At 65.4% G+C, this 24,565-nt stretch carries 30 protein-coding genes; 14 read left to right on the top strand and 16 right to left on the bottom strand.

The features are described from left to right. Positions 1 to 584: hypothetical protein (locus tag HGB10_07610; GenBank protein ID NTU71666.1), on the top strand; the 584-nt coding region annotated here is incomplete at its 5' end. Between the two features lie 8 nt (positions 585 to 592). Here HGB10_07610 and HGB10_07615 read toward each other — a convergent pair. From HGB10_07615 to HGB10_07630, 4 genes are read right to left on the bottom strand one after another with little or no spacing between them, the layout of a single operon-like run. Further along, entirely contained in the window at positions 593 to 1,168 is a 576-nt protein-coding gene (locus HGB10_07615; GenBank protein NTU71667.1) for a flavodoxin family protein, read from the bottom strand. 45 nt (positions 1,169 to 1,213) lie between these two features. Beyond that, a complete protein-coding gene (locus tag HGB10_07620) occupies positions 1,214 to 1,747 on the bottom strand; it encodes a hypothetical protein (GenBank protein NTU71668.1) in 534 nt (177 codons plus the stop codon). Between the two features lie 37 nt (positions 1,748 to 1,784). After that, entirely contained in the window at positions 1,785 to 2,024 is a 240-nt protein-coding gene (locus HGB10_07625; GenBank protein NTU71669.1) for a hypothetical protein, read from the bottom strand. After that, positions 2,021 to 2,881, bottom strand: coding sequence for a DegV family protein (locus HGB10_07630; protein ID NTU71670.1), 861 nt, complete (start codon positions 2,879 to 2,881; stop codon positions 2,021 to 2,023). The genes HGB10_07625 and HGB10_07630 overlap by 4 nt, the downstream gene beginning before the upstream one ends. Positions 2,882 to 3,041: 160 nt before the next feature. Here HGB10_07630 and HGB10_07635 point away from each other — a divergent pair, with 160 nt between their 5' ends. From HGB10_07635 to HGB10_07645, 3 genes are all read left to right on the top strand, one after another. Then, a complete protein-coding gene (locus tag HGB10_07635; GenBank protein ID NTU71671.1) occupies positions 3,042 to 4,010 on the top strand; it encodes a carbamate kinase in 969 nt (322 codons plus the stop codon). Positions 4,011 to 4,139: 129 nt separating this feature from the next. Then, a complete protein-coding gene (locus HGB10_07640; protein ID NTU71672.1) occupies positions 4,140 to 4,355 on the top strand; it encodes a hypothetical protein in 216 nt (71 codons plus the stop codon). Next, positions 4,356 to 5,192, top strand: coding sequence for a 4Fe-4S binding protein (locus tag HGB10_07645; protein ID NTU71673.1), 837 nt, complete (start codon positions 4,356 to 4,358; stop codon positions 5,190 to 5,192). A gap of 80 nt (positions 5,193 to 5,272) precedes the next feature. Here the strand turns inward: HGB10_07645 and HGB10_07650 are convergent, their stop codons facing one another. The 6 genes from HGB10_07650 to HGB10_07675 form a co-directional block, all read right to left on the bottom strand. Then, positions 5,273 to 5,716: a hypothetical protein gene (locus tag HGB10_07650; protein NTU71674.1), complete on the bottom strand. Its 444-nt coding sequence runs from the start codon at positions 5,714 to 5,716 to the stop codon at positions 5,273 to 5,275. Positions 5,717 to 5,877: 161 nt separating this feature from the next. Next, positions 5,878 to 6,630, bottom strand: coding sequence for a PASTA domain-containing protein (locus HGB10_07655; GenBank protein NTU71675.1), 753 nt, complete (start codon positions 6,628 to 6,630; stop codon positions 5,878 to 5,880). A 27-nt stretch (positions 6,631 to 6,657) separates the two neighbouring features. Beyond that, complete coding sequence (locus HGB10_07660; GenBank protein ID NTU71676.1) at positions 6,658 to 7,500, bottom strand: DegV family protein; 843 nt, start codon at positions 7,498 to 7,500, stop codon at positions 6,658 to 6,660. A gap of 122 nt (positions 7,501 to 7,622) precedes the next feature. Then, positions 7,623 to 8,507 (bottom strand): ABC transporter permease, encoded by an 885-nt coding sequence (locus tag HGB10_07665; GenBank protein ID NTU71677.1) that lies wholly within the window; start codon positions 8,505 to 8,507, stop codon positions 7,623 to 7,625. Next, positions 8,500 to 9,447, bottom strand: coding sequence for an ABC transporter ATP-binding protein (locus HGB10_07670; protein ID NTU71678.1), 948 nt, complete (start codon positions 9,445 to 9,447; stop codon positions 8,500 to 8,502). Before HGB10_07670 ends, HGB10_07665 begins: the two co-directional genes overlap by 8 nt. Further along, the gene (locus tag HGB10_07675; protein ID NTU71679.1) at positions 9,444 to 10,430 is read right to left on the bottom strand and encodes a hypothetical protein; all 987 of its coding nucleotides are present in this window, start codon (positions 10,428 to 10,430) and stop codon (positions 9,444 to 9,446) included. Before HGB10_07675 ends, HGB10_07670 begins: the two co-directional genes overlap by 4 nt. Positions 10,431 to 10,737: 307 nt before the next feature. Here HGB10_07675 and HGB10_07680 point away from each other — a divergent pair, with 307 nt between their 5' ends. From HGB10_07680 to HGB10_07705, 6 genes are all read left to right on the top strand, one after another. After that, positions 10,738 to 11,154, top strand: coding sequence for a hypothetical protein (locus HGB10_07680; protein NTU71680.1), 417 nt, complete (start codon positions 10,738 to 10,740; stop codon positions 11,152 to 11,154). 187 nt (positions 11,155 to 11,341) lie between these two features. Beyond that, positions 11,342 to 11,860: a ubiquinol-cytochrome c reductase iron-sulfur subunit gene (locus HGB10_07685; protein ID NTU71681.1), complete on the top strand. Its 519-nt coding sequence runs from the start codon at positions 11,342 to 11,344 to the stop codon at positions 11,858 to 11,860. A gap of 40 nt (positions 11,861 to 11,900) precedes the next feature. Next, a complete protein-coding gene (locus tag HGB10_07690; GenBank protein NTU71682.1) occupies positions 11,901 to 12,536 on the top strand; it encodes a cytochrome b6 in 636 nt (211 codons plus the stop codon). Next, positions 12,533 to 13,033: a cytochrome b subunit of the bc complex gene (locus tag HGB10_07695; GenBank protein NTU71683.1), complete on the top strand. Its 501-nt coding sequence runs from the start codon at positions 12,533 to 12,535 to the stop codon at positions 13,031 to 13,033. Before HGB10_07690 ends, HGB10_07695 begins: the two co-directional genes overlap by 4 nt. 2 nt (positions 13,034 to 13,035) lie before the next feature. Beyond that, entirely contained in the window at positions 13,036 to 14,070 is a 1,035-nt protein-coding gene (locus tag HGB10_07700; protein ID NTU71684.1) for a hypothetical protein, read from the top strand. A gap of 109 nt (positions 14,071 to 14,179) precedes the next feature. Continuing rightward, entirely contained in the window at positions 14,180 to 14,752 is a 573-nt protein-coding gene (locus tag HGB10_07705) for a hypothetical protein (GenBank protein NTU71685.1), read from the top strand. Positions 14,753 to 14,853: 101 nt separating this feature from the next. On the opposite strand, the gene HGB10_07710 is transcribed toward HGB10_07705, so the two are convergent. The 5 genes from HGB10_07710 to gatB form a co-directional block, all read right to left on the bottom strand. Continuing rightward, positions 14,854 to 15,213 carry a DUF488 family protein gene (locus tag HGB10_07710; protein ID NTU71686.1) on the bottom strand — a complete coding sequence of 120 codons (360 nt, stop codon included), beginning with the start codon at positions 15,211 to 15,213 and terminating at the stop codon, positions 14,854 to 14,856. Between the two features lie 32 nt (positions 15,214 to 15,245). Then, the gene (locus HGB10_07715) at positions 15,246 to 16,379 is read right to left on the bottom strand and encodes a CapA family protein (GenBank protein NTU71687.1); all 1,134 of its coding nucleotides are present in this window, start codon (positions 16,377 to 16,379) and stop codon (positions 15,246 to 15,248) included. Next, on the bottom strand, positions 16,376 to 17,170 hold the full coding sequence (locus HGB10_07720) for a hypothetical protein (protein NTU71688.1): 795 nt from the start codon (positions 17,168 to 17,170) through the stop codon (positions 16,376 to 16,378). Before HGB10_07720 ends, HGB10_07715 begins: the two co-directional genes overlap by 4 nt. A 74-nt stretch (positions 17,171 to 17,244) precedes the next feature. Continuing rightward, a complete protein-coding gene (locus HGB10_07725) occupies positions 17,245 to 18,048 on the bottom strand; it encodes a ZIP family metal transporter (protein NTU71689.1) in 804 nt (267 codons plus the stop codon). A gap of 30 nt (positions 18,049 to 18,078) precedes the next feature. Further along, entirely contained in the window at positions 18,079 to 19,674 is a 1,596-nt protein-coding gene (gatB, locus tag HGB10_07730; GenBank protein ID NTU71690.1) for an Asp-tRNA(Asn)/Glu-tRNA(Gln) amidotransferase subunit GatB, read from the bottom strand. A 178-nt stretch (positions 19,675 to 19,852) separates the two neighbouring features. On the opposite strand from gatB, the gene HGB10_07735 reads away from it, so the two are divergent. Genes HGB10_07735 through HGB10_07750 form a run of 4 tightly spaced genes read left to right on the top strand, consistent with a single transcriptional unit; the run spans position 19,853 to position 23,844 of the window. Then, positions 19,853 to 20,494 carry a hypothetical protein gene (locus HGB10_07735; GenBank protein NTU71691.1) on the top strand — a complete coding sequence of 214 codons (642 nt, stop codon included), beginning with the start codon at positions 19,853 to 19,855 and terminating at the stop codon, positions 20,492 to 20,494. A gap of 7 nt (positions 20,495 to 20,501) precedes the next feature. Beyond that, entirely contained in the window at positions 20,502 to 21,728 is a 1,227-nt protein-coding gene (rocD, locus tag HGB10_07740; GenBank protein NTU71692.1) for an ornithine--oxo-acid transaminase, read from the top strand. A gap of 50 nt (positions 21,729 to 21,778) precedes the next feature. Then, positions 21,779 to 22,162: a hypothetical protein gene (locus HGB10_07745; protein ID NTU71693.1), complete on the top strand. Its 384-nt coding sequence runs from the start codon at positions 21,779 to 21,781 to the stop codon at positions 22,160 to 22,162. 26 nt (positions 22,163 to 22,188) lie between these two features. Then, complete coding sequence (locus HGB10_07750) at positions 22,189 to 23,844, top strand: AarF/ABC1/UbiB kinase family protein (GenBank protein NTU71694.1); 1,656 nt, start codon at positions 22,189 to 22,191, stop codon at positions 23,842 to 23,844. Between the two features lie 78 nt (positions 23,845 to 23,922). Here the strand turns inward: HGB10_07750 and HGB10_07755 are convergent, their stop codons facing one another. Then, a complete protein-coding gene (locus HGB10_07755; protein NTU71695.1) occupies positions 23,923 to 24,540 on the bottom strand; it encodes a hypothetical protein in 618 nt (205 codons plus the stop codon). Between the last annotated feature and the right edge of the window lie 25 nt (positions 24,541 to 24,565).

The raw sequence follows: 24,565 nt of genomic DNA on the forward strand, positions 1-24,565 counted from the left end.
TTATCGGCGTGTCGATCTACCTCGTCTTGGGCTCCGTGTCACCCAGACCCGCCGACAGCGCGCAAGCGCGTGCTGAGTTCGACTCGGCGATGCGCAAAGCGGGTGTCACCGCGACGTACCCCGGGAATCCGGTCACGCTGACCGACGTGGTCGCGAGCGGATCGCATCCGTTCTCGGCCACCTTCACGGGCGACGAGATCGCTGTGCTCATGAGCACGTTCCCCTACGAGTCGGATGTCGGCGGTGTTCGCGCGAACCTGCGAAACGTCGGCATCTCCGTGCCCGAGCCGGGCTCGGTCACGATCACGGCGATCATCAACGCCAACGGTGGCACGTACTCCGGTGAGATCGGGATGCCACTCGCCTTCGAGAGCGGAAGGGTGACGACATCGGGCGTGAGCTCACTCAACGTCGAAGGCATGCCCACGACAGATGCCCAGAAGTCGATGGCCGGCGACGCATTCACGACCTACTTCAACGAGTACCTCAAGGCGGCCCCCGGCCTGTCCCTGGACTCCGCGGTCATCACAGCCGATGGCGTCGTGGTCAGCGGCACCGCGCCGGATTCGCTGACCTACCCGTAACGTCGGTTCTACTCGGCGAGCTTTTCGAGCGCCCAGGCCATGTTCATGCCGAGGTTGCGCATCGTGCGCACGCCCTCGTCATCGTCCTGGACCTCACCCTTATCGCGCCCGATCCCGATGTTCCAGTACGTCGAACCGACGACGACCATCTGTGTGTACAGGAAGAAGTGGTTGAGGGTGTCGAACGCGTGGATGGCCCCGCCGCGCCGCACCGCCACCACACCGGCACCCACCTTGCGCGTGAAGAGGCCGCCGTTGGATCCGGACACGTAGCCCGCCCGGTCGATGATCGCCTTCATCTCGGCGCTGACGTCGGTGAAGTACGTGGGGCTGCCGAGAATGATCCCGTCGGCGTCTTGGAGCCGCTCGATGACCTCGTCGCCGAAGTCCTTGCGTCCGTGGCAGCGGCGGTCCTGCTTCTTTCGGCACTTCATGCATGCGGTGCAGCCGCGCACGTCCTTGCCCGCCAGCTCGATGAGCTCGCATTCGATCCCGGCATCGCGCAGCGGGCCGAACACCATCTCGATGAGTTGAGCGGTGTTGCCGCCCTTTCGCGCCGAACCGTTGACTGCGATGACCTTCATGGTGGCTCCCCCTTGTTCATACGCCGGTGGCTCACACCGCACCGGTTAGTCGATCTCGTGCTCCACGGCGTCGAGATCCGCCGGCGTCTTGGCAAATGCAGCGTGCCAATAGATGCGGTCCGCATAGACCAACGCAGTACCCACGGCGACGTAGATGACCGCCAGGACGTCACGCCCCCACGGGATGATGTCGCGGCTGTCGGCAAGGATCGAGTGCCGCAGTGCGATCCCGCCACCCATCATCACCGCGATGAATATCCACGACTTGAACGAGAAGAAGCCGAAGTAGCAGGCGTTGCCTCGCGCATGGATGCGCGCGACCGCCTTGCGGGCGTAGTTGTTGAGGATGTAGCGCTCTTTGGTCAGCCCGATGAAGATCGCGATGGCGACGATGAGTGGCAGCCAACGGTCGTGCAGGAACATCGCTCCGCGGATGAGAAGGATGCTGGCACCCACCAGCCAGATGATCGCCGCCGAGAACAACTGGACGCGCACCGAGGCGCGGGGCTCAAGGCGGCGAAACCAGGAGGTCGGGCGGGCGTCAGGCGTCTTCGACACGGGAGCGGGGTTGTCTGTCATGAGGCGCATTCTAGCAAGCGCCGCGCCGAGCGCCGCATCAGGCACCAAGCGCGCGCCACACAGCCACCCCCACGGCGCCAAGCGCCACGAGCAGCCCTACGCTCGCGAGCACCCTGACGCGCTTCGTCATCGAGTCCTCGGACACCGACCCACCGCTGCGACCTCGCTTGAGGACCACGCGCGCAACGGGCTCGCTCTTCCACACCATCAGCCCGAAGTAGGCGGCGGCCACGCCGGCGAGGACCGCGATCATCGACCACTTGAGGATCGGGTTCACCGCAGCGCTCGCTCGGTCTCGTAGGCGATCGCGACGGCAGGGCCGACGTGCAGGCCGACGACCGCGCTGACGGGTATCACGCGCACCGCCGAGCCGACGACCGGCTCTATGTACTCCGTCGCGAACGCCTGCGCCGGGCCCGGCTCCCCGATGTAGTGGACGATCACTCGGCGCAGACCGTTCGCGGCGACATCATCGGCGAACGCGCGTGCCATCTCGGCGACGGCTTTCCCGCGCGTGCGCACCTTCGCGAACGTCGTGGTCTCGCCGTTCTCGACAGTGAGGATCGGCTTGATCTGCAGCAACCCACCGAGCAGAGCCGACGCGGCGCCGATCCGGCCGCCGCGACGCAGGTACTCCAGCGACTCGGGCATGAACAGGTACCGGGTGCGAGCGACGGTCTCCCGCGCGCTCTCGATACACCGCTCGATCGTCTCGCCGGCCTGCGCGGCCTTCGCCGCGGCAAGTACCGCGAAACCCTCCTGCATCGAGTTGGATCCGGTGTCGAAGAGCTCGACGCGGGCTCCGGGGATCTCGGATCGGAGCATGTCTGCGGCTATGCGCGCCGCCTCGAGTGTGCCGCTCATCTTGCGCGACACGAACACCCCGAGCACCTCACTGCCGCCCTCGACAGCGCGACGGAACGCCGAGAGGAACGCATCGACAGCCGGCTGGGACGATGTCGGCAACGTGCGCATATCGGCCAGACGGCGGTAGAAGTCGGCCATATCCAGGTCGACATCAAGAACGTTCGCGTCTCCGTCGTTGATGTAGAGCGAGACCACGTCGATTCCTGCGGCGGCAGCGTCCTCGGCGGGAATCGATGCCAGTGAATCGGTGATGAGCGTGACGGCCATCGTCGCTCCTTGTTGTACCGTCCGGTCAGGTTCAGCTCCAACGATACACGACGCGACGCTGGCACGGCACATCGCGATGGGTATACGGTAGAGGTCTGATTCGATACACCTCATCCGCATTCCCGCACGAGGACTGGTGCGGCATCAGGAAGCAGCGATCATGAGCGCAGCACTCACCGACCCGGTCGGACGAACCATCGTTGTCGCCCTGGGTGGCAACGCAATGGCGCGCGCCACCGACACCCCGGGAATCGAGTCACAGTTCCAACGCGCAGACGAGGCGATGGCTCACGTGGCCGGCCTCGTGGCCGAGGGAGCTCGAGTCGTGCTCACGCACGGCAACGGGCCCGTGGTCGGCGACATCCTTATGCGCGGAGAGGCCGCGTGCGAACTCGTTCCGCCGATGCCGCTGTTCATCGCCGACGCGGACTCCGAGGGTGGCATCGGTCTCATGCTCCAGCAGGTTCTTGGTAACCGTTTGCGGCTGCGCGGCGTCGTGGTGCCCATCGCGACCGTCGTCACGCAGGTTGTCGTTGCCGAAAACGACCCTGCGTTCATGAAGCCGACCAAGCCCATCGGTCCGTACTTCCAGAAGGATGAGGCGCATCTGCTCGCCGATGAGCGTGGATGGCGGATCGCCGAGGAGCCCGGCCGTGGCTGGCGCCGCGTCGTGGCGTCACCGCGACCCCGCCGCATCATCGAGACACCCGCCGTCCGTGCGCTCGTCAACGCCGGCGTCGTGGCCATCGCAGCCGGCGGAGGCGGCGTCCCGGTGGTCGAGGACGAGGACGGGCTGCTGAGGGGCGTCGATGCGGTCATCGACAAAGACTGGGCGAGCGCGGTGCTCGCCGCTGAGATCTCCGCCGAGGCCTTCGTCATCCTCATGGAGGCCGACGCCGTCTACGACGGATGGGGCACCGAGGCGCAGCAGCGACTCGACCGCATCACTCCCTCTCAGGCCAGCGCCTTGCTCGCGAGCGGAGCGCTGCCGGCGGGCAGTATCGGTCCCAAGGTTGCGGCCGCTTCGTGGTTCGCCGAAAAGACCGGTAATGACGCCCTCATCTGCCGCGGCGAGGACCTCACGGCGGCACTTTCCGGCCGGGCCGGCACGCGATTCTGCGCGCGCTGAGCACGGAGTCCTCCACAAAGTTGTGAAATCTATGTGACCCCCTACCGCCTCAGCCGCAAATGGGGGTATACAGGTGTTCGCGGTCGGCGCACGGAGGAGACTCGGCCGCGAGTCAGTACGGAGGGATTCATGAAGTCGACAGTTGATCGCTTCGCGTCCGATCCGCACGATGCCGAGCAGGGCGCGGTCCTCGGGGCGGACCAGCCATCTGATGTCCCGGGCATGCTTGCCGGGCGTATCGGCGACCTATGGGCTTCCGAGGAGCGCTCGCGCCGCAAGGAGCGCACCGGTCGCCTGATGATGCAAGCAGCCAGCTCCGATGAGGAGCCCGAGCAGAGGTCCTGAATGTGCCAGTTCTGCGTTGAGCACGGCGAGGGCAAGCGCTGGTACCTCCAGGCCGAGAACTACTCGGCCGACCTCGCCAGTGACCTGAGCCGCCGACAGTACATGGTGGACTTCATCAGCGGGTTCGATACCATGCGCGCCAACGCGGTGACCGCGGGCGAGATCCTGCTCAAGCTGCCCAAGCCTGTCGCGCGGCTCACCAGCAGCGCCGTTTCCAAGCGCATGCAGAAGAACCACTTCGGCCAGCCACTCCCGCTCGAAGACGTCGAGCAGGTCTTCGACCTGGCGACCAGCATCACCGCGATTCCCTGTGTCTGCCGTATGCACGAGCCTAATCGCACCGCCGATGAGGTCTGCATTCTGGTCACCACCACGCCGATGGAGAGCGTTCTCCTCGAGGGATTCAAGGACTACGACAACGGGCCCGATCTCGACGACTTCCACACGCTGACCAAGGATGAGGCGATGGGCCTCGCGCGTGCGTGCGAAGAGCGCGGCCTCATGCACTCCATCTGGACGTTTCACACCCCCTTCACCGCCGCGATCTGCAACTGCAACCTCAGTAGCGGCTGCATGGCGATGAAGATGACCGCGACCTACGGCGTGAAGGTCATGTGGCGTGGCGAAACGGTGGTGCAGCTCGATGAAGAGCGGTGCACGCACTGCGGCGCCTGCGCCCGCATCTGTCCGTTCTCGGCGATCGATGCCGCCCGCGGGCGCGTGACGGTGCGGACCGAGGACTGCTGGGGCTGTGGCATCTGCCGGACCGCATGTCGATACGAAGCAATGACTCTCACCGATCGCAGGAGCGTGCCCTCTGTAGCCACGCTCTGGTAGGCGTGGGTGCGCAACCGGCGTGACCCCGGGCATGAGTGGGCCCGCCGATGGGGATGGACACCGGCGGGCCACTAGGTTCCTTATACCGCTTCTTGGTTACTAGGGTGTTTCCGCTGTTTCCCGACTATGAAGCAGGCGGCTGTGCGAGCGTCGAACGAGTCGCCCTTGCCCCCGGTGTTGGCGAGGATCGCCTGACCGAGCGCAATGGACTTCGCGTGACCGTCATCTTCCTCGCACGTAGGGCACAGATAGACCCCAAGCAGGAGCCCGTCGTCTCGCCAGACCTCCACCACGTACTCCCACTGCCATCTCGAGAGTGGATCGGCGCCGAGAACCTCACCCGCAGCATCAGCAGGACCAGCAATCCCCTGATCGTAGTTCTCCCGCTCCGGCCATGGCGGCACCCCTGGATCGAGCACCCATGACAGCACTGCTTGTGCGGTTGTCGCCACCGATTCATCCGAGTCGAGGCACGCGGCGGACAGCCAGGTCGGCCGCATCTCGCAGTCGACATGCGCGAGCATCGACACGGCTCGTAGCCGAGTCGCTCGACTCGTAGACAGCAGAGTGCTCTCTAGCACACGAAGCACGCGAGGATCGTCTTCTCTACCCATGGTGGCACCACCTCCCGCAGATGACGCTAGCGCAGGGGTCTGACACAGATCGATCGCCCATCACTTCGTGACTAGCGATCCACGGTGATCTGAATCTGGACGTCTCCACCCTCCACAACGTCATCGCCGCCGAGCGGCCACTGGCTGTGAACGATGCCCGGGTTCCCGAATGCGGGGGCGTAACTGAGTACAGGCCGCAGACCAAGATCGGCCAGCGCCGCCTTGGCGCTCTTCTCGGTGCGTCCGACCAAGTCGGGCACCGTGACCGTGGGCTTCTGACTCGGCCGCAACTGCACGAGCATCCCCACGGAGCCGCCAGGCTCGAGCGCGGAGCCGCCACTCGGATTCTGTCGAAAGACCGTGCCGGCCGGTTGAGATGTCCCGTACACGACGGTCACCGAGGCCTTGTAGCCGGCCGCCTCAACAGCCGCGACCGCTGCGGAGCGGCTCATGCCGATCACGTCCGGAACCACGGGTCCCGCCTCGGCGGTCTCGGTGGCGACTTCACCCTCGGTCGTTTCTGGCTCGATCGTGCCCGGCCCTTCCGCAGTGACGGTGATTTCGCTGGACGTGGTCACGGACCTCGTGTCGGGCACAGTGCCCACGCCGCCGAGGTACTGCCATATGAGCCAGATGATGATGAGCAGCAGAATCGCCAGAGCGATCCACGGCGCCGCGCTCGAACGCGTGCGCTTCTCTTCCTGCTCCTCGGGTTCGGTGGTCTCTTCGAGAGGCTCTTCGTCAGGTCCGACGCCCTGCGTCATCGTTTCCCCCGGAATCGTCGACACGACCGGTGTGTGGTCCGACGCAAGTGTACCCCGCACGCCCACACCTGCCGATAGGAACCGTCGCTACTCGCTGGGCAGGACCGCTACACCCCACCCGGTGCCCGTGTGCGTCGAGATCACCGAGCCCGTCTCATAGATCACGAGTTCGTCGACGGTGTAGCGCTCCCGAAGCCACTGGGCGATCTCGTTGGCACGCTCGAGTGAGAGGGCCTGCCCCACCGCAAATCGTCCACGTCGGTGCTCGCCCATCTGCTGGGCGACCCAGTCCATCGTGTAGGCGAGCGCCGCCTTCTCGCCGCGGCTACGCTCGAGCGGCAGGAACTCGCCGTTCGAGTCGACGGTAAAGGTGACTTTCAGCTTGAGCATTGCACCGAGAAACGCTCCCACCTTCCCGATGCGCCCCCCGCGAGAGAGGTTCTCGAGCGAGTCGAGTCCCACGATCAACTTGACGCGCTCACGCACGAGCGCCAAGCGGTCGAGCGCCGCCTGCGCTGAGAGCCCTTCTGCTGCTGAGCGTGCGGCGTCCATGACCTGCCATGCGAGGCCCCAGGATAGGTTGAGCGAGTCGAAGACATGCACCCTTCCGGCGAACTGCTCGGCGGCCTGAGTGGCCGCACCGATCGTGCCGGACAGGTTGTGTGAGATGTGAACCGAGACGACGCTCTCGGCGGTCTGAAGCGCGCGTTCGTATGCTTCGACGAAGGCGCCGATCGAGGGCGTCGAGGTCGTCGGCAACGATGGTGCAGCCACCATGCGTTCAAAGAACTCCGCTTGGCTCAGCACGCCATCGGTGAAGCTCTCTTCGCCGAAGAGCACCGACAGCGGAACGACTGTGATGTTGCGCTCAGCCGCCATATCCGCGGCGATGTCTGCAGTACTGTCTGTGACCACCGCGAACGACGGCACCGTTGTCCCCTGTGATGACACTGCAATCGCCCACTCTCGTCGCCGGCCCGAACTAAGAATCCTCGGTAAGTCGAGCGTAGCAGACAGAGCGGCATCAGAATGCGCGGAATCGGCGGGCGGCCCTACAGGTCGCGACGGGAGAATGTGCGTCCGGCGAGCCAGACCGCGCCGATGACGTAGGCCACCGCGTAGAACGTCATCCACATGCTCGGGAGCTCAGGCGTTCCGATTCCCATCGCCCCGGCAGCGTCCAATCCGAGCAGTCCCTGCGGAACGAGCAGCGCCATCGCCTTGCGATGCATCGCATCGACCGGCAGCAGAAGGCTCGTGACGATACCGATGTTCTGCATGGTCACGCTCTTGATGTAGCCGCCGATCTGCTCGATGTCTCCGCCGACCCATGCAACTCCGTAGGCCGCCGTGCACAGGACGCCGTTAGCGAGGGTCGGCAGCCGCACGCTGCCAAGAATCGCGAGTGCCACCAGCAGCAACGGCTCCAACGCGAAGAAGAGGAGCGCACCAGGCAGGTTGCGCAGTGGCGTCCCTACCTGCCACGCAGCCAGACCCGACAGGGACGCAACGAGCAGAATGTCGTACGCAGCGAGCATGGTGCCCAGACCCAGGAACTTACCGATGACGACCTCGGCGCGAGTGACCGGTCGCGAGAGAACGCCGTAGGCAACCCCCGTGTCCAACTCTCCCGACACGGTGCCAACCGAAGCGAACACAGCCGTGAGCCCGACGATGAAGCTCGCGGGCATCAGTCCGAAGTTGAGAAGCTGGGTTGCGACCGCTCGGCGAGCAAGCTCCTCGGCGGCCCCCGCCTGCGGCAGTATCTGCGACCCCGCGAAGTGCAGCCCAAGACCAAAGAGCAGGAGGAACGCTCCGCTCATGGCCAGCGCCGCAAGAAACACCTTTCGTCTGTACGCCTCTCGAAAGGTCAGCCCAGCGACTGCGAGGATCCTGCGGACACTGGCGCTCAGTCCCGTGTGGGTCGGCTCAGACATGCGCGACCTCCTCGCGGGAGGCTTCGGCCACGGTCTCGAGGAACAGCGCCTCGAGCGTGCGCCGCCGGCGAGTGACACCGACGATTCGCACGCCGGCGTCAACGAGCCGCGATACGAGGTCGGGGATGCGGCTCTCATCGGAAAGTCCCACCACGAGCAAGAGCGGATCGTGCGATCGTACGACGCCGCCCAAGTCGACCGCTGCCAGCGCCACGACGGTTTCGGGCACCGGCTCAAAGACGGCCACCTCTACCTCACAGGGGCCGGAGAGCAAGTCGACGAGCGAGCCGGTTTCAAGCACGCGTCCATGATCGACGACGGCGACCTCATCGCACACGCTCTCAACCTCAGAGAGCAGGTGACTGTTGAGGAAGACCGACACTCCCTGTGACTTGAGGTGCAACAGAATCTCGCGGACGTCATGACGCCCAATCGGGTCGAGCGCCGAGGTCGGCTCGTCGAGAAACAGCAGTTCGGGCTCTCCGAGCAGCGCGCTGGCCAGGCCAAGCCGCTGTTGCATGCCCTTTGACATGGCGCGCACCTTTGAGTCGATGTCATCGGGCAGCCCCACGAGTTCGAGCACACGCGGAATCGCGCCCGCGACCACCGAGGACTCCATGCCGAGCAGACGCCCATGGAAACTCAGCAACTCACGCGGGGTGAGCCAGTCCTGATAGCGAAAGTTCTCTGGGAGGAAACCGACCTTGGCACGCGCCGACACGTTCTCAAGCGGCCTTCCAAGCAGTGTGGCTTCGCCCGACGTAGGCGTGATCAGCCCCACCATCATCTTCACGAACGTCGACTTGCCCGCGCCGTTGGGGCCGAGAAACCCGAACACGTGCCCGCGGCGGACTGTGAGCGAAATATGCTCACATCCCACCTTGGGGCCGTAGTGTTTGGTGAGTTCGTGAGTCTCGAGGACGAACTCGCCGCTCGTCATCGGGTCAGGGACTCCGCCATGGACAGTATCCGCTGCTCTCCACCGAGCCCGCCGATGGCGCGCATGACGCCGTCGTCGTTCCACATCACGACCACGGGCGTCTCTTCGGGCGCGATCTGTTCACCCTCCATACCGGCAGCACCTGCCTGCGGAGAGATCACAACGCCGGGCTTCCCACCGACCGCTATCTCGCGCGTCGTTCCCTCGACGTTGGGGATCAGCAGGGTGTTCTGCCAGTCCTGGACGTTCGCGAGCTGGCTACGGATGCTCTCGGGCAGGAACGGCAGCCCAAGCAGTACATCGCGAAGTGCGAGAGGGTCGACGCCCGGCGGAACCGTCAGCTGCGGTCCGCGGGTCTGCGCGAGAATCAGGCCGAGATTGGGGTCACGGTAGAGCGCAGCGTCCGTCGCAGTGCCCTTGTCGGGATCCACCTGCCCGGACTCCACGGAGGTGACGTCCTCGCCGTACGCCATGACGACTGTGGCCGGCATGTGCACCATGAACTCCTTGCCGTCCATGGACTTGGGGAACAGGTTCGTGGCGCCGTATGACTCAAGCAGCTCGTTGGCCTTGTCGACATGCAGCTTGAAGGTGACCGTCATCGCTGGCTGCAGAGCAATCGTGGGCGTGCCTTCGCCTGCGGCAAGCGACCTGAGGTCGAAATCGACGGCCGCCTGCGCGTCCTCCATCGTGGCCTCGACGGGCTCGCCTGTCCCGCCCTTCACGGTCACGTCGCCGAGGCTCTCGAGCGACACCGTCCCGTCGCCCTCGGACATGACCTTCGATATCTGCTCGAGATCGGCTTGGGTCACCGAAATCGTCTGCATGCGCTGGATCCGGAAGATGCCGAGGAACTGCGACGCCACCGCACGAACCGGGGCGAATGCAAGCGAGCCGAGAAGGAGCGCGCCGATGGCGATGGCAACGATGCTCCCCACCCCGATGTGCCTGACTGTCGACGTGCGAGTTGGCTCCTGTGTCATGCGATCACGTCCCCTCACCCGAGAGGTCTCAGGCTGTTTCGGTAGGGTCGATTCAGACTCTACGCCTCCACCAACGCCTCTGCAGCAACAACTGCGACGCCGAGGGTCTACCGAGAACTGCCCGTTACCTGTGCGTCAACGATGACCGGCGCGGGTAGACACTGTGCAGGATTCATCCACGAGGGAAGGGCTAACACAATCCTAATCCGACCCCAACCGGGCTCAAATGCTCCTGGGGCACAATCATTTCAGAATGACGTTGACGACCTCGCCGGGAGGTCGCAGGGATGGGAAACGAGGGGTCATCATGTCTGAGGAGACCAAGCAGGCTCGGCAGAATACCGAGAGGCTTTTCGCGCGAGTGTTCACGATCATCGGAGGGCTGTTCTGGATCGGAACCGCCTTCGCCGGACCCTACGTCTATGGCGGTGCCTCGCTCGCCGGCGCATTCGGCGTTGCCGTCTACCCGCTGATTTTCACGGTGGGAGTTCTCGCCATCGGCTGGTTCTATGAGCGACTCATCTCGTTCGTGCTCGCCATTGCGGCCGTCGGAACAGTCGCCTGGGGAGTCATCATGGGCTGGGAGCCGAATGTCTGGGCGATCATGCTTCTCTTCTTTGTCGTGCCCACGGTGGTGGCTTCCGCGCTCTTCTTCCTCGCTGGCGGCAAGAGCAGCACCGGTGGCGGACAGGGCCACTCAAACACAGAGGCCCTCGGGGCCTGATCGACCAGTTCGAACTCGTAGCGCAAAGAACGGAGCCGTCCCGAGATCGGGGCGGCTCCTTGCGCGCTAACACGACCCTAACATTCCGCACACGCGCACCAAACATGAGTAGGGCGTCCTCGATGTGACACTGAGTGGGTGTGTCGCTGTCCGCTTGGGGCGGACGGCCGGAAGCCGGGGAGGTGTTGTGCCCGAGGTCACCGACAGCCACTTAGAGGACCTGGAGTCCGTACCTCCGGGGCCATCGGCCACCCACCCGGAATCGACGCTCGACCGCCGCTCCTTCCTCGTCTGGGCGGCCGTCGCGTCACTCGGCGCCTCCGCGGTATTTGTCGGCGCCACCTTGGTGCAGGCGGTCGTGCCGCCAAGCCGCTCGATCGACGGCAAGACCAAGCCGGGGCGAGTCACTGTGGCGCGAACCGGCGGCCTATCGATCGGTGCACCGGTGCGAGCTGCCTACGGCGACGATGCCGTCTTCGTGGTCCGAACCGGGCCTGACTCCTTCTCGGTGTACAACGCCGCCTGCCCACACGTGGGATGCGGCCTGAAGTTCGACGAGTCGGCCAAGCGGTTCACGTGTCCGTGTCACGCCAGCACGTTCGACCTGGGCGGCCGCAGACTGAGCGGTCCGGCGCCCCGTGACATGACGCACGCGCAGTTCGAGATCGTAGGCTCAGACATCATCGTGACGGCCGTGGAATCGTGAGGCGCTCCGGATGAGCGATCCCGCCAACAACCGAGGCCCGATGGCGCCCGGACGCTTCGACCTGGCTAACCGGTTGCAGACGCGCGTCTGGTCTCGGCCGGTGCCGATGCATGCACGTAGATTCTGGTACTGCTTCGGAGGGCTGGCGTTCTTTGCCGCAGCGCTGCAGGCACTCTCGGGCATGTTTCTCACCATGTACTACCAGCCCACCGTTGAGCGGGCGTATGCCAGCGTCTTCTACATCTCGAACTTCGTGAAGTACGGCTGGCTCATCCGCTCCATACACGTGTGGGGCGCCGAGGTGATGATCGCGTTCGTGATCGTGCACATGATCCGCGTCTACATCACCGCCTCCTACAAGCACCCGCGCGAGCTCAACTGGGTCGCGGGCGTTCTCTTGCTCGCGGTCACCCTCGCATTCGGAGTCACCGGCTTCCTGCTGCCATGGGATCAGAAAGCGTACTGGGGCTCGACCGTGACGATGTCGCTCATCCGAGAAGTACCACTGGTCGGAGCGTGGATCGCCCGCCTGGTTGTCGGGGGCGACACGATCGGTGCGGCGACGCTCACACGCTTCTACAGTGCGCACGTGATGTTGCTCCCGGCGACGCTCACCGGCCTGCTGCTTGCGCACTTCTGGATGATCCGCAAACAGGGCATCTCGGGGCCGCTGTGAGCCTCGAGCGAATGACACCCTCACCCGAGCAGCGTGAACGCGGCGCCGATCAGCACGATGCTGAAGCGCGGTTCACGCCCGCAGAAGACGGTGTTCTCGAGTACGACCGAGAAGCGGAGTGGCGCGGGCAGCGGACGATCCCGTTCTTCCCGGATCATGCGATATCCGAGGTGACGGCAGCGATCCTGGTGCTGTGCCTTCTCTCGGTACTGTGCATCTTGCTGCCGGCCACCTTGGGACTGCGAGCGAACCCGGTGCTCACTCCTGAGGGATCGAAGCCGGCCTGGTACTTCCTCTTCCTTCACCAGCTCCTGCGCGTGGTCCCCCCGACGATTGGGGCGCTGACTCCCGTCCTGCTGCTCGTGGCCGCCGGTGCGCTCCCCTTTCTCGACCGCAACCCCTCGCGGTCACCTCGCGCGCGCGTCTTCGCGCTCACCGTAGGCGCCGGCGTGCTGCTGGTCGTGGTCGTCCTCACCGTCGCGGGCTGGATGCGATGACGATGCCCAGAAGACCCCGACGCGAATTCGACGCAAACCGCTCGCTCGTCAAGTTGATCGCCGCGTCGGTGCTGCTCAACGTGCTCATCCTCGCCGGCTTCCTGACGAGTACGCCCGAACGCAGTCCCGTCTCGGCTTGGGCGACCGCCCTCTACACTGCCCGCTACCGCATCGCTCCCCTCGAGCGGTATCCCGATGGCGCCGCACGGCTGGCGCGGCTGCACCTTGATGCGGCGAACGTCTCCAAACCTGAGTGCATCGCATGTCACGGGAGTGAGCTCGATTCGCGCATCGTGTTGCACCGCATACACCTCACAAGCGAACTGCTCCCGGGGCTGGTGTGCCACGACTGCCATCACAGGATCGATCTGAGCGCACGGGACAACGTCTCGGTGACCCGTTGGGTGGACGTCGGCTTCTGCAAGAAGTGCCACACGAAGTTCTCGGGGCTGTCTCCCGGATCCTCCATGACGCCGACGGACTACGAGGTGGACTGCACCACCTGTCACACGGGCAAGCACGCGCTGCGCCACGAGCAACCCTACCTCTCGCAGATCATCGCCCCATCGGAGTGCAAGGGATGCCACGGCGGACGCGTGCTTCCGTGGACCGACCTGCACGAAGAGCCTGAGTGGCTCAAGACTCATGGCAAAGAGGCGTTACGGGTAGGGACTGACAACTGCCTCCAATGCCACGACTTCGGGTTGAAGTTCTGCGATAGCTGCCATGCGATCAAGCCGCCCACCCACCTGCCTGCGGATCGGTGGAAGGTCGCGCACCAGGACGCTGCCCGTGCCGATACACGTGCGTGCGCCACCTGCCATCGCATCGACTTCTGCAAGAAGTGCCACGTGGTTCACGAGGCGGGCTGGAAGCGCTCACACCCTGCCGCAGTGCTCAAGCGGGGCACGACATCATGCGAACGCTGTCACAGCCTGTCGTTCTGCAGCTACTGCCACACCCGCGAGACCGACTCGGTCGAAACCACGGTCTCAGAAGGTGCCAGGACGCAGGAAACGACGTTCACGAAACCCTAACAGTACGGAAATCGGGCACGAACCCGCCCCCGTGCGCTCGTGGCGATACTCCTAGTAGAAGGTTGTCGGCGCGGGCGGATCTCGTGCCAAGGTTTGGAAGGAGAGGACCATGTCACTCATCATCGTGGCCGCGCTCATCATCACTGGAATCCTCGGTGCGGTCGCTGTTGCAGTGGCTGTGCCCGCCGTGTTCGGACTTATGGCATTCGACGCCTACACGTCGCGTGACGCCGACGCAGCCCGCATCGCCGACGCGGAGCAGCGCATCCAGGTGGAACGTGGATTCGCTCGTGCATTCGTGATCGCCGGCGGCTCGTTCTGGACCGTCGCGACATTCGCAGGCCTGTACACCTACGCCGAGTCGGGCGTGGGCTTCGCACTCATCAGCGCGTTCATCCCGCTTGTCGCCGCTCTTGCCACCATGATCGTCGGCTGGTACTTCGAGCGTGCCGTCTCGGTCCTGCTCGTGCTCGCCTCGTTCGCCCTCGTGGTCTACGGCGCGGTGGCAGCATTCGAGCTTGGCGTGTGGGCCATCGTCACGATCTTCCTCATCGGCCCGATGATGACCGCAGCCGCACTCTTCTGGATGGCCCGTCGCGACCAGGAGGCCCTGGAGCTGAGCCTCAACATCGGTGGAGAGCTCGCAACCGTCACCGCTCCGACTCGGGGACCGCGCTTCTAGGACATCCTCCACACACCGCAACAACGACGAGAGCCGGCAGATGCCGGCTCTCGTTTCGTGTGTGGGGAATCCCGGCAGCCGGCGGCGCGCCCGGCCGGCCGTCAGTCGTCGCAGTTGGCCCCGAGGAACCGAGCGAGTGTCTCCGCCATCGGCCACTTGTCATCAATCGTCGGGACCGAGAGTACCGTGACGCCGCCGAAGCGCGTGTGCATCGCGCACACCTTGTCGGTAGCTGCGTCATTCTTGCCGAGTTCGGCGAGGTACTTGTCGATGAACTGATCGATCTTGCGCGGGTTCTTCTTCATCCAGCCGCGCAGGCTCTCGGTGGGGCCGAGCGACTTGATCCAGTCGCAACCCGCGGCCTTGCCGCGGGGCGCGCCCTGAGGCCAGTGGTGGACCACTATGATGCGATACCCGTCGCTCTTGGCGATGGGGTCGAACACTGACTTGACCTGGATCACTGTGCCATGACTCCTCTGGTTGCAGCGAGGCGCTACGGGCGCAGCCGCGCGTTCCCGTCCTTGACGGTGACGCGCGTACCGCGGCCTCGCGATGTACGCTTGATTACCGATAGGATACGCGTCCGCGTCTTGCCCTTCGCCCACACGGGTCGACCGTATGGGTCGATGTGCGCGGGTCGCGCGATGACGTTGGTCACGCCTTTCGGGCCGAGAGAGAGCGTGAGCACCATCGTGTCGTGCCCCACATCGCTTCCCGGAGAGAACACGAAGTTGCCGAGCGAGTATGCGATGAGACCCTTGCGATAGAACTCAACGCCTTCGATCACGTGCGGGTGATGGCTCAAGACGAGATCGGCTCCGGCGCGGACGGACGCACGACCAAACCGCACCTGCTGCGACGTCGGAGTGAACCGCTTTTCGACGCCCCAGTGATACGACACGATTACGTAGTCGGCCTTCTTGTGGGCAGCGCGGATCGCCTTCTCGGCCGTCTCGAGGTGCTGTGAATACGCCGTCCCGGCGCGACCCTTCTTGGCCTTGAATGAGGATGGACCGATCTGCGAGTACGACAGGAAGGCGATTGTCGCCCCTCCCCGCTTCACGTAGGTCGCGCGGAACGCCGACTTCACGCCCGCTCCCGCGCCCGCGTGCTTGATGCCCTTGTCGTCGAGCCGATCAACCGTGTCGAGCAGGGCGCGAGCTCCATAGTCGCGCGCGTGGTTATTGCCGAGCGCAAGCAGATCGAAGCCGGCCCAGGTCAAGCCATTGATGGCCGACGGCGGTCCTTCGAAGGTGAACGTCTTTCCGGCCACGGGGCGCCCGAGATTCGAAAGGGCGCATTCGAGGTTACCGACGGTCACATCGGCCCTGGAGAGCACCGACCGCGTCGAGGTGAACGGCGCCTTGGCGCCGCTCCTCGCGATGAGCCTGCGCACAGAGGAGTCGAAACACAGGTCGCCCACGGCCGCTACGGTGATCGTGGGACGGACCGAGGCCGTCACCGCGAGTGAGCGGACGGCCGCCAGCTCAGCCGAGACCGGCGACGCAGCACCGACCTGTGCCGCAGTTCCGGGTACCGCACCGGCGACACCGACGATGGCGCCCCCGGCACACAGCGCGAGCGCAACGGCGATGCCTGCGACGCTCGACTCGAGTCGTTGCCTCACGGTGAGACCACCTTGCCTTCGATGTCGAGCGTAATGGTGTGCGAGACGGGGGCGGCAGCGCCATCGGGGGTGTAGCTCCACGTGTAGCTGGTCCTGCCCTCGGTCTCGAGCGTGATGACGGGTTCGTTGAGATTGGTTGTGGCCTTGTAGATGTCGGGCTGCGTCTCACGCAACCGATTCTTGGCGACGATCACGCCGGGGTTGGTCGGCTGATTGACCGGCGCAGTCGCGCTCTGGAGCGGTGGCTCGAAGGGCGCGGTGATCGCCGTGCCGATACGCTCTGCCCACCCACCCGCGAGCAGCACCCACATCGCCGCCACGAACACCGTGACAAGCACGAGGCGAGCAGCGAAGCGGATGGCGCCCGCGGTCAAGCCGGTCTCCCGCGCAGGACGCCGAGACGAGTGCGGCCAGGCGACGATGGTCGCTGCGATGATCTCGGCAAGTGCGACCATGAGCACGAAGGCCACGGTCCAAGCGATCACCGATCCCTCGGCGAGCTGCGGGAGGTAGACGATGCCCGCGATGAAGACCAACACGACCAGTAGCATCGCACCGAGCGTGAGCATTGCGGTGCGAGTGGTGGGCCCTTGAGAGACCCCGGCGAAGTGGCCAGCAAGTTCGAAGTCGCTGTAACTGGCCGGCCTGGCGTCGGCGGCGAGCACGGTCTCGTTGGTTGCGACCACCGATGGATCGTCGCGCCAGGAGCGCTCTGCCCCACCGGGCGAGTCACCGCCGACCGGCTCGGGGGAATCGGGCTCGAAGTAGCCGCCACCTGTGGGTTCGTACACGGAGCCGCCCTTCTCGGGAGTGCCACTGCCTGAAGTATCCGCAATCCCGCGACCTGCGGCAAACACGTGAGGCGCTAGGAGAGTGCGAGGTCGAGCACGGTCATCAGCGTGAAGCCGACGATGGAGGCGAGAACTGCGGCGTCCGCATGGCCCGACCGCTGGCACTCGGGGATGAGCTCCTCGATGACGACGTAGACCATCGCACCGGCGGCGAAGGCGAGCGCGTAGGGCAGCAGCGCCGTCGAGAGCGACACGAGCAAAGCGCCTGCGACAGCCGCGAACGGCTCGACGGCGCCGGTCATCTGCCCGAGGAAGAAGCCGCGGCGGCGAGAGGCGCCTTCGCGGTAGAGCATCATCGAGACGGCGAGTCCTTCGGGCAGGTTCTGCAGCCCGAGCCCCAGGCCAAGCGCGATCGCCGCCCCCACGCTCGCATGCGAGACGCCGGCTCCCGCAGCACCGGCCGCGACGCCGATGGCAAGACCCTCGGGGATGTGGTGCAGCGTGATTGCAAGCACGAGCAGAGTCGAGCGGCGCCATGTGGTGGTGATGCCCTCGTGGATCTGGACGCCCGGCATCAGTGAGTGGATGTGGGGCATGACCTTGTCCAGGCCCCACAGCGTCAGTCCGCCCACGGCGAAGCCGAGCGAGGTGGGCAGCCAGACGAGCCCGCCTCGATCGCGCGCGATCGCCACCGACGGCGCGAGCAGCGACCAGAAGCTCGCGGCGAGCATGACGCCGGCCGAGAAGCCGAGCAGCACGTCCATCCACCGCGCGGACGGATTGCGGTGCAGGAAGACGCCGGCAGCGCCCACCGCGGTCATGAGATAGGTGAAGAGCCCCGTGAGGGCCGCGAGAACGAGTGGGTTCGTGTAGTCCATGGGCTTGAGGATAGCGCAGGCGCGACCGACTTATGCGTCCAGCTTGCTCCTGAGCACCTCATTGACGACGGCAGGATTGGCCTGGCCGCCCATCTCGCGCATGACCTGCCCCACGAACCAGCCGATGAGCCCGGTCTTGCCGCCGCGGTACTCGGCTACCTGGCCGGGGTTGTCGGCGACGATACGGTCGACGATGGCCTCGATGGCTCCGGCGTCGCTGACCTGCCGCATCCCCTTGAGCTCGACGATGGCGCCGGGCGCATCCCCGGACTCCGCCATCTCGGCGAAGACCTCCTTGGCTTGCTTGCCGCTGATGGTGCCGTCCTCGACGAGCGCGACGAGCTCGGCGACGATGCCGGGCACGATCTTGCTGTCGACGACGGTGATGCCGGCCGCATTCAGATACGCCGACAGGTCACCTAGCATCACGTTGCTGATCGCCTTGGCGCGCTCGGGACCCGCGATGGTGACCGCCGACTCGAAGAACTCCGCGAGGTCGAAGTCGCCGGTCAGGACCGTCGCGTCGTGGGTCGGCAGACCGTACTCTGCGCAGAAACGGGCGTGCTTGGCGTCGGGGAGCTCGGGCAGACGCTCGCGAACACCGGCGATGAACTCCTCGGAGAACTCGAAGGGGACCATGTCGGGCTCGGGGAAGTAGCGGTAGTCATGCGCCTCTTCCTTGCTTCGCAGCGAGCTCGTGCGCTTGGCGCCCACGTCGTAGTGGCGCGTCTCTTGCACAACCGCACCGCCGCTCTCCACGAGTTCGACCTGCCGGATGATCTCGGCGACGAGACCGTCGTGCAGTGCCTTGAAGCTGTTCATGTTCTTCAGCTCGGCTTTGGTACCCAGCTCGGTCTCGCCGCGCGGACGAATCGACACGTTCGCGTCGACGCGCATCGAGCCCTCCTCCATGTTGCAGTCGGAGATGCCGAGCGACAGCCAGATGAGCCGCAGCTTCTGAGCGAAGCGGCGCGCCTCCTCAGGAGTGCGGATATCGGGCTCGGTCACGAGCTCGATGAGCGGCGTGCCCGCACGGTTGAAGTCGACGAGCGAGTGCGTGGCGCCGCTGATGCGACCCTCGCTGCCTCCGACGTGCACCATCTTGCCGGTGTCCTCTTCGAGGTGGATGCGGGTGATGCCGATGCGGGCGCGATAACCGCCGTCACACCCGAAGACCTCGATGTTGTCCGGCGCGTTGTCGAGATCGCAGCGCTCGGAGACCAGCGGGCCGTCCACCTCGACATCGACGTGGCCGTCAGCACAAAACGGCAGGTCGTACTGGGAGATCTGGTAGTCCTTGGGCATGTCGGGATAGAAGTACTGCTTGCGGTGGAACTGGCTCCACCGCGCGATCTCGCAGTTGGTGGCAAGGCCGCAGAGCACCGTTGACTCGATGGCGGCCTTGTTGGGGACCGGGAGCGCGCCCGGCAGGCCGAGGCACACGGGACACACGCGGGTGTTGGGCTCGCCGCCGAACGCCACGGGGCAACCGCAGAACATCTTGGTGTGTAGCGCCGTCAGTTCCGTGTGTATCTCGAGTCCGATAACGGCTTCCCAGGTCTTTAGAACCTCGAGCAGGCGGTCCTTGGCCACGTGTGGCTCCTTCTCGTACGAGCGTCGGCGCATGGTCCCGCTCGTGTGAGCAGGCGTGCGCGCGGTGGGGTCGAATGACGTGCGCATCCGATTCTACCAAGAGGAGCGCCACACGCAGCGATGAGCGGGTATACATACAGTGAGGCTGACGCGCACCGCTCGTCGCGCGCCGGCTTCGCGCACATACGACAGCCTGTTGGGAGGCCCTACCATGGCACTTGACGAAACCATGACAGCCGAGACGCCCGTCGCTGTCGAGCAGCCGCCGGTCGTGGCATCGCACGTCTCCGGAACGCTCGAGGCCACGAAGATCCAGGCGAGCCTGAGCGCCGTCGCAAGCGCTCACGCCGAGGAGTTCGAAGCGGTGGGCAGTGCCGTCGGCTTCGTGTCGGCGGGCGGCAACGCGACCATCACCGCATCGGCGACACCGATCGTGCACGCGAAGGGCGACATCAACATTCGCCAGTCCTACACCAGCGCAGTCATCGCCGGGGGCGACCTCGAGATCTCACAAGCGGTCGCCCCGATCATCGTCGGCAAGCAACTGTCGATCGAGCAAGGCGGCGGCGTCGTACTTCTCGCCGGAGATGCGCAGGTCAGCAAGGGATTCGTCGGCGTGTTGCTCGCGCCCAAGGCGACCCTGTCCGACGACACCAAGGTGCTGTTGTCGACCAAGGCTGCGCTCATCATCGCGGCTGCGATCTTCGGCGGCTTCGCGCTCGTCGTGGTCGTGCTGGTGCTCGGCGCACGACGGGTCATGAGCTGGCGCCCGGGGATCAACCTGCCCGCGCTGCCGGACATGCCCGACTTCGCGGCGCTCGCCGAGCGCTTCCGCCACCGGAATGCAGCGTGAGCCGCACATGGTGACGCCGGCGAGGACCGATGAAGGGCTCATGGCGCTCGAGAACACGTTCGGAGCGCCCAACTACCATCCCCTACCGATCGTGGCCGCGTCCGCGCTCGGCGCCTGGGTGACCGACGTCAACGGGAAGCGCTACCTCGACTTCCTGTCGGCCTACTCGGCGCTGAACTTCGGCCACCGGCACCCAGCGCTGATCGCCGCCGCCCACACAGCTCTCGACACACTCACGCTCACGTCGCGTGCGATGCGCAACGATCAGCTCGGGCCGTTCCTCTCGCAGTTGTGTATGGCGACCGGCACCGAGATGGCCCTGCCGATGAACACCGGTGCGGAGGCCGTCGAGACCGCACTGAAGGCCGCCCGCAAGTGGGGCTATGACGTGCGCGGGGTGATTCCCGGTCGCGCCAAGGTCGTCGTGTGCGCGAACAACTTCCACGGCCGTACGACCACCATCGTCAGCTTCTCGACCGACCCCTCGGCACGCGACGGATTCGGGCCGTTCACGCCGGGCTTCATCGCGATTCCGTACGGTGACGCTGAGGCACTCGCACGCGTGCTTGCCGATGAGCCTGACGTCGTCGCGTTCCTCGTCGAGCCGGTTCAGGGCGAAGCCGGTGTCATCGTGCCGCCCGCGGGCTATCTCACGAGCGTTCGTGAGCTGTGCACCGAGCACCGCGTGCTCCTGATCGCCGACGAGATCCAGTCCGGCTTCGGCCGCACGGGGGCCTCTTTCGCGTGCGATCTCGAGCATGTGTCGCCCGACCTGTACTGCCTGGGGAAGGCGCTCGGCGGCGGCATCGTCGCGCTCTCAGCGGTTGCAGGCAGCCGAGAGGTTCTCGGCGTGCTGACCGCGGGCACCCACGGATCGACGTTCGGCGGCAATCCGTTAGCCTGCGCGATCGGACGCGAAGTGCTCGACCTGCTCATGACCGGTGAGTGCCAGGAGCGCTCGCGTACGTTGGGGCAGCACATGATGGCGCGGCTGCGCGCTGAGGCCCCGAGCATCGTGCGTGAAGTGCGTGGAGTCGGCCTGTGGGCCGGCGTCGAGCTCAAGCCCGGTGCTGCCCCGGCGCGCGCCTATTGCGAGCGGTTGCTCGAGCGCGGCATCATCGTCAAGGACACGCACGTGACGACGCTGAGACTCGCTCCCCCGCTTGTAATCGAGGAAACTGACCTTGATGACGCGCTGGACACGATTCTTGGCGTGCTCACAGAGGGCGTGTAAGGGTATACCTGTACTGTGCCTGGCAATTGAAGTGAAACTGGGAGGATCTCATGGCTGACGAGAAGAAGACCGAGGTACCGTTCGACCCCGCCGGCCTGATGGAGAAGGCGTTCCTGATGGGGGTTGGCGTTCTCGACGTTTCGCGCGAGAAGGCCGAGGGTTTCGCAGCAGAGCTCATCGAGCGCGGCAAGATGTCGCAGTCCGAGGCCAAGAAGGTCGCCGACAAGGTATCCGAGATGGCTGAGACGCAGCAGGAAGCCGTTCGCAAGACGGTCGAGACGGAGACCGCCAAGGTGATGAAGACCTCCGGCGTCGCCACCAAAAACGAGGTTGACGAGCTCAAGGCGCAGATCGCCGAGCTCAAGGCGATGCTCGCAAGCCAGGGTGCCACCGTGCCGAAGCCGGCTGACGCCGACGACGGCGCAAGCGCCTAGCGCGCCCGACACGGCGCCCACACAGGATGCCCCCCTATAAGCACCTCGAGCGGTACCGACAGATCGTCGGGATACTCGCCGATGAGGGCTTCGACGATATGCTCGACATCACCGGCCTGCGCCGATTCCAGCCGGTGCATCGTCGTCTGCGCCCTGAGCACGACACGCGCCAGCCAATCGGACTGAGGCTCCGGCATACGCTCGAACGGCTCGGCCCCACCTTCGTCAAGCTCGGTCAGGTCGCTTCCACGCGTCCCGACCTGATTCCTGACGACATCATCGAAGAGCTGCGCTGCCTGCAAGACGATGTGGCGGCGTTCCCGGACGCGGAAGCGTTCGCGCTCATCGAGGCCGAACTCGGCGGAACGATCGACGACGTCTTCCTCGAGTTTGAGCGCACGCCGATGGCCGCGGCCTCGCTGGGACAGGTCTACCGCGCGACGCTGCCCGACGGCACCGACGTCGTCGTCAAGGTGCAGCGGCCCAATGTCGAGGAGACGGTCTCGGTCGACCTGGACATTCTGCTGACGCAGGCTCGTTTCGTGGCGCAGCACTCCGAGTTCGGCGCGCGCTACGACGTCGTCGGCATCACGCGCGAGTTCGCCGAGGCGGTGCGAGGCGAACTCGACTACCACGCGGAGGGGGCCAACGCCGAGCGGCTCGGACAGATGTTCGCCGACGACGAGACGGTCGCCTTCCCCACGGTCTTCTGGGAGTTCTCGACCAAGCGCGTGCTCACCCTCGAGCGGCTCGACGGGCTGCCGTTCAACCGCCCGGAAGCGCTTTCCGAGGCCGGAATGGACCGAGCGCAGCTCGCACAGCGAGGCATCTACTGCTACCTCGAGCAGATCTTCGTGCACGGCTTCTACCACGCCGACCCGCATCCGGGGAACCTGCTGGCGCTCGAGGACGGGCGCGTCGCCTTCACCGACTTCGGGCGATGCGGCACCATCTCGAAGGTGGGCCGCGATCAGCTTGCAGACCTGTTCATGGCGATTGTCGATGACGATGTGCCCCTCGCCGTGGACACGCTGTTCACGGCTGCCGGAAGCCCCGGTGAGATCGACGTCGCCGAACTCGAGCGCGAGGTCAGCCGCCTGATCACCAAGTACTACAACAAGTCGCTCGACCAGATTCGTATGGGCGACCTGATCAACGAGGTGATGGCGCTCGTCCGCAACCACCATCTCATGCTCTCAAGCGAGCTCGCGATGCTCATGACGACGCTCGTGGTCCTCGAGGGTCTGGGCCGGTTGCTCGACCCGAACTTCGACTTCGTGGCGGTGACCGAACCCTTCGCCCGCAAGCTGACAGCCGCACGCCTCGAGCCGGCAGCGCTGTCGCGCACGTTCGTGCAGACGCTGCGACGCTTCGTCAACATCGGTCAGGACCTGCCCGAGACACTCACGCGGTTCCTTCGGCGCGCAGGTCAGGGCGAGTTCCGCATCGCGGTGCACCCTACCGGGTTCGACCCGATCATGAAGCGCTTCGAGGAGACGGCAAACCGCCTTGCGTTCGCGCTCGTCGTCTCGGCGTTCGTCATCGGGCTGTCGTTCATCCTCGCTCGGACGGAGTTGCCAGTCGCCTTCATCTGGGTCGCGCGCATCGCGTGGGCTGCTGCGGTGGGAGTGGGCAGCTGGTTCTTCATCTCGGCGATCAACGCGCGCTACCGAAACAAGTAGCTGCGATTCAAAGTCACAAGCGAAGGGCGCCGACCGCGTGGTCGACGCCCTTTCTGTTTGCTGAGTCGTGAGCGTCCTCTACGCAGGCGGCGCGGGGGGCGCCGGAGGTGCAGGCGGCGCGGGCGGAGGTGGCGTCTGGTCGCTCGGCGGCGCTTGTGGCGCAGCCGGCGGCGCGTAGCCACCCTGACGCGGTGCAGCGCTCTTGTTGAGCTGACCGTCGATCGCGGTGAACACCGGCACGAGGAACGACGGCGGCATCGACGCAGACTTGCCGAACACGGCCTTCACGTCATCCCTGAACAGGTAGTACAGAATCGCAACGGCGATCGCGACGCCGATAAGTGCGCTGAACAGCCCACCCTTGTTGAATATGCCGATCACGTTGGATACGGCGGACAGGTAGCACCAGTAGATGCCGATCGTCCACGCCCACGGCTTAAGGCCGAGGGCACCAATGCCGAAGCCGATCTCGACGACGGCGAGCACCGCGAGCCAAATACCGAAGACGAGTGCGAAGATGCCCGCGCCTGCGGCTGATGCACCCTCGCTGACCCCGCCTACGCCGGCCGCGACGACGCCCAGAGACATCGCAGCGATGCCCGCAAGCACGAGAACGATTGCACCGAAGATCGCGAACACACCCCCGACGATCGCCAACCACGCGAGAATCGTGACCCCTTGCGGTCTGTTGTTCATCGTTCGTCCCTTCCCCCACTTGCTT

This window comes from Coriobacteriia bacterium (assembly GCA_013334745.1).
Taxonomy (GTDB): domain Bacteria; phylum Actinomycetota; class Coriobacteriia; order Anaerosomatales; family JAAXUF01; genus JAAXWY01.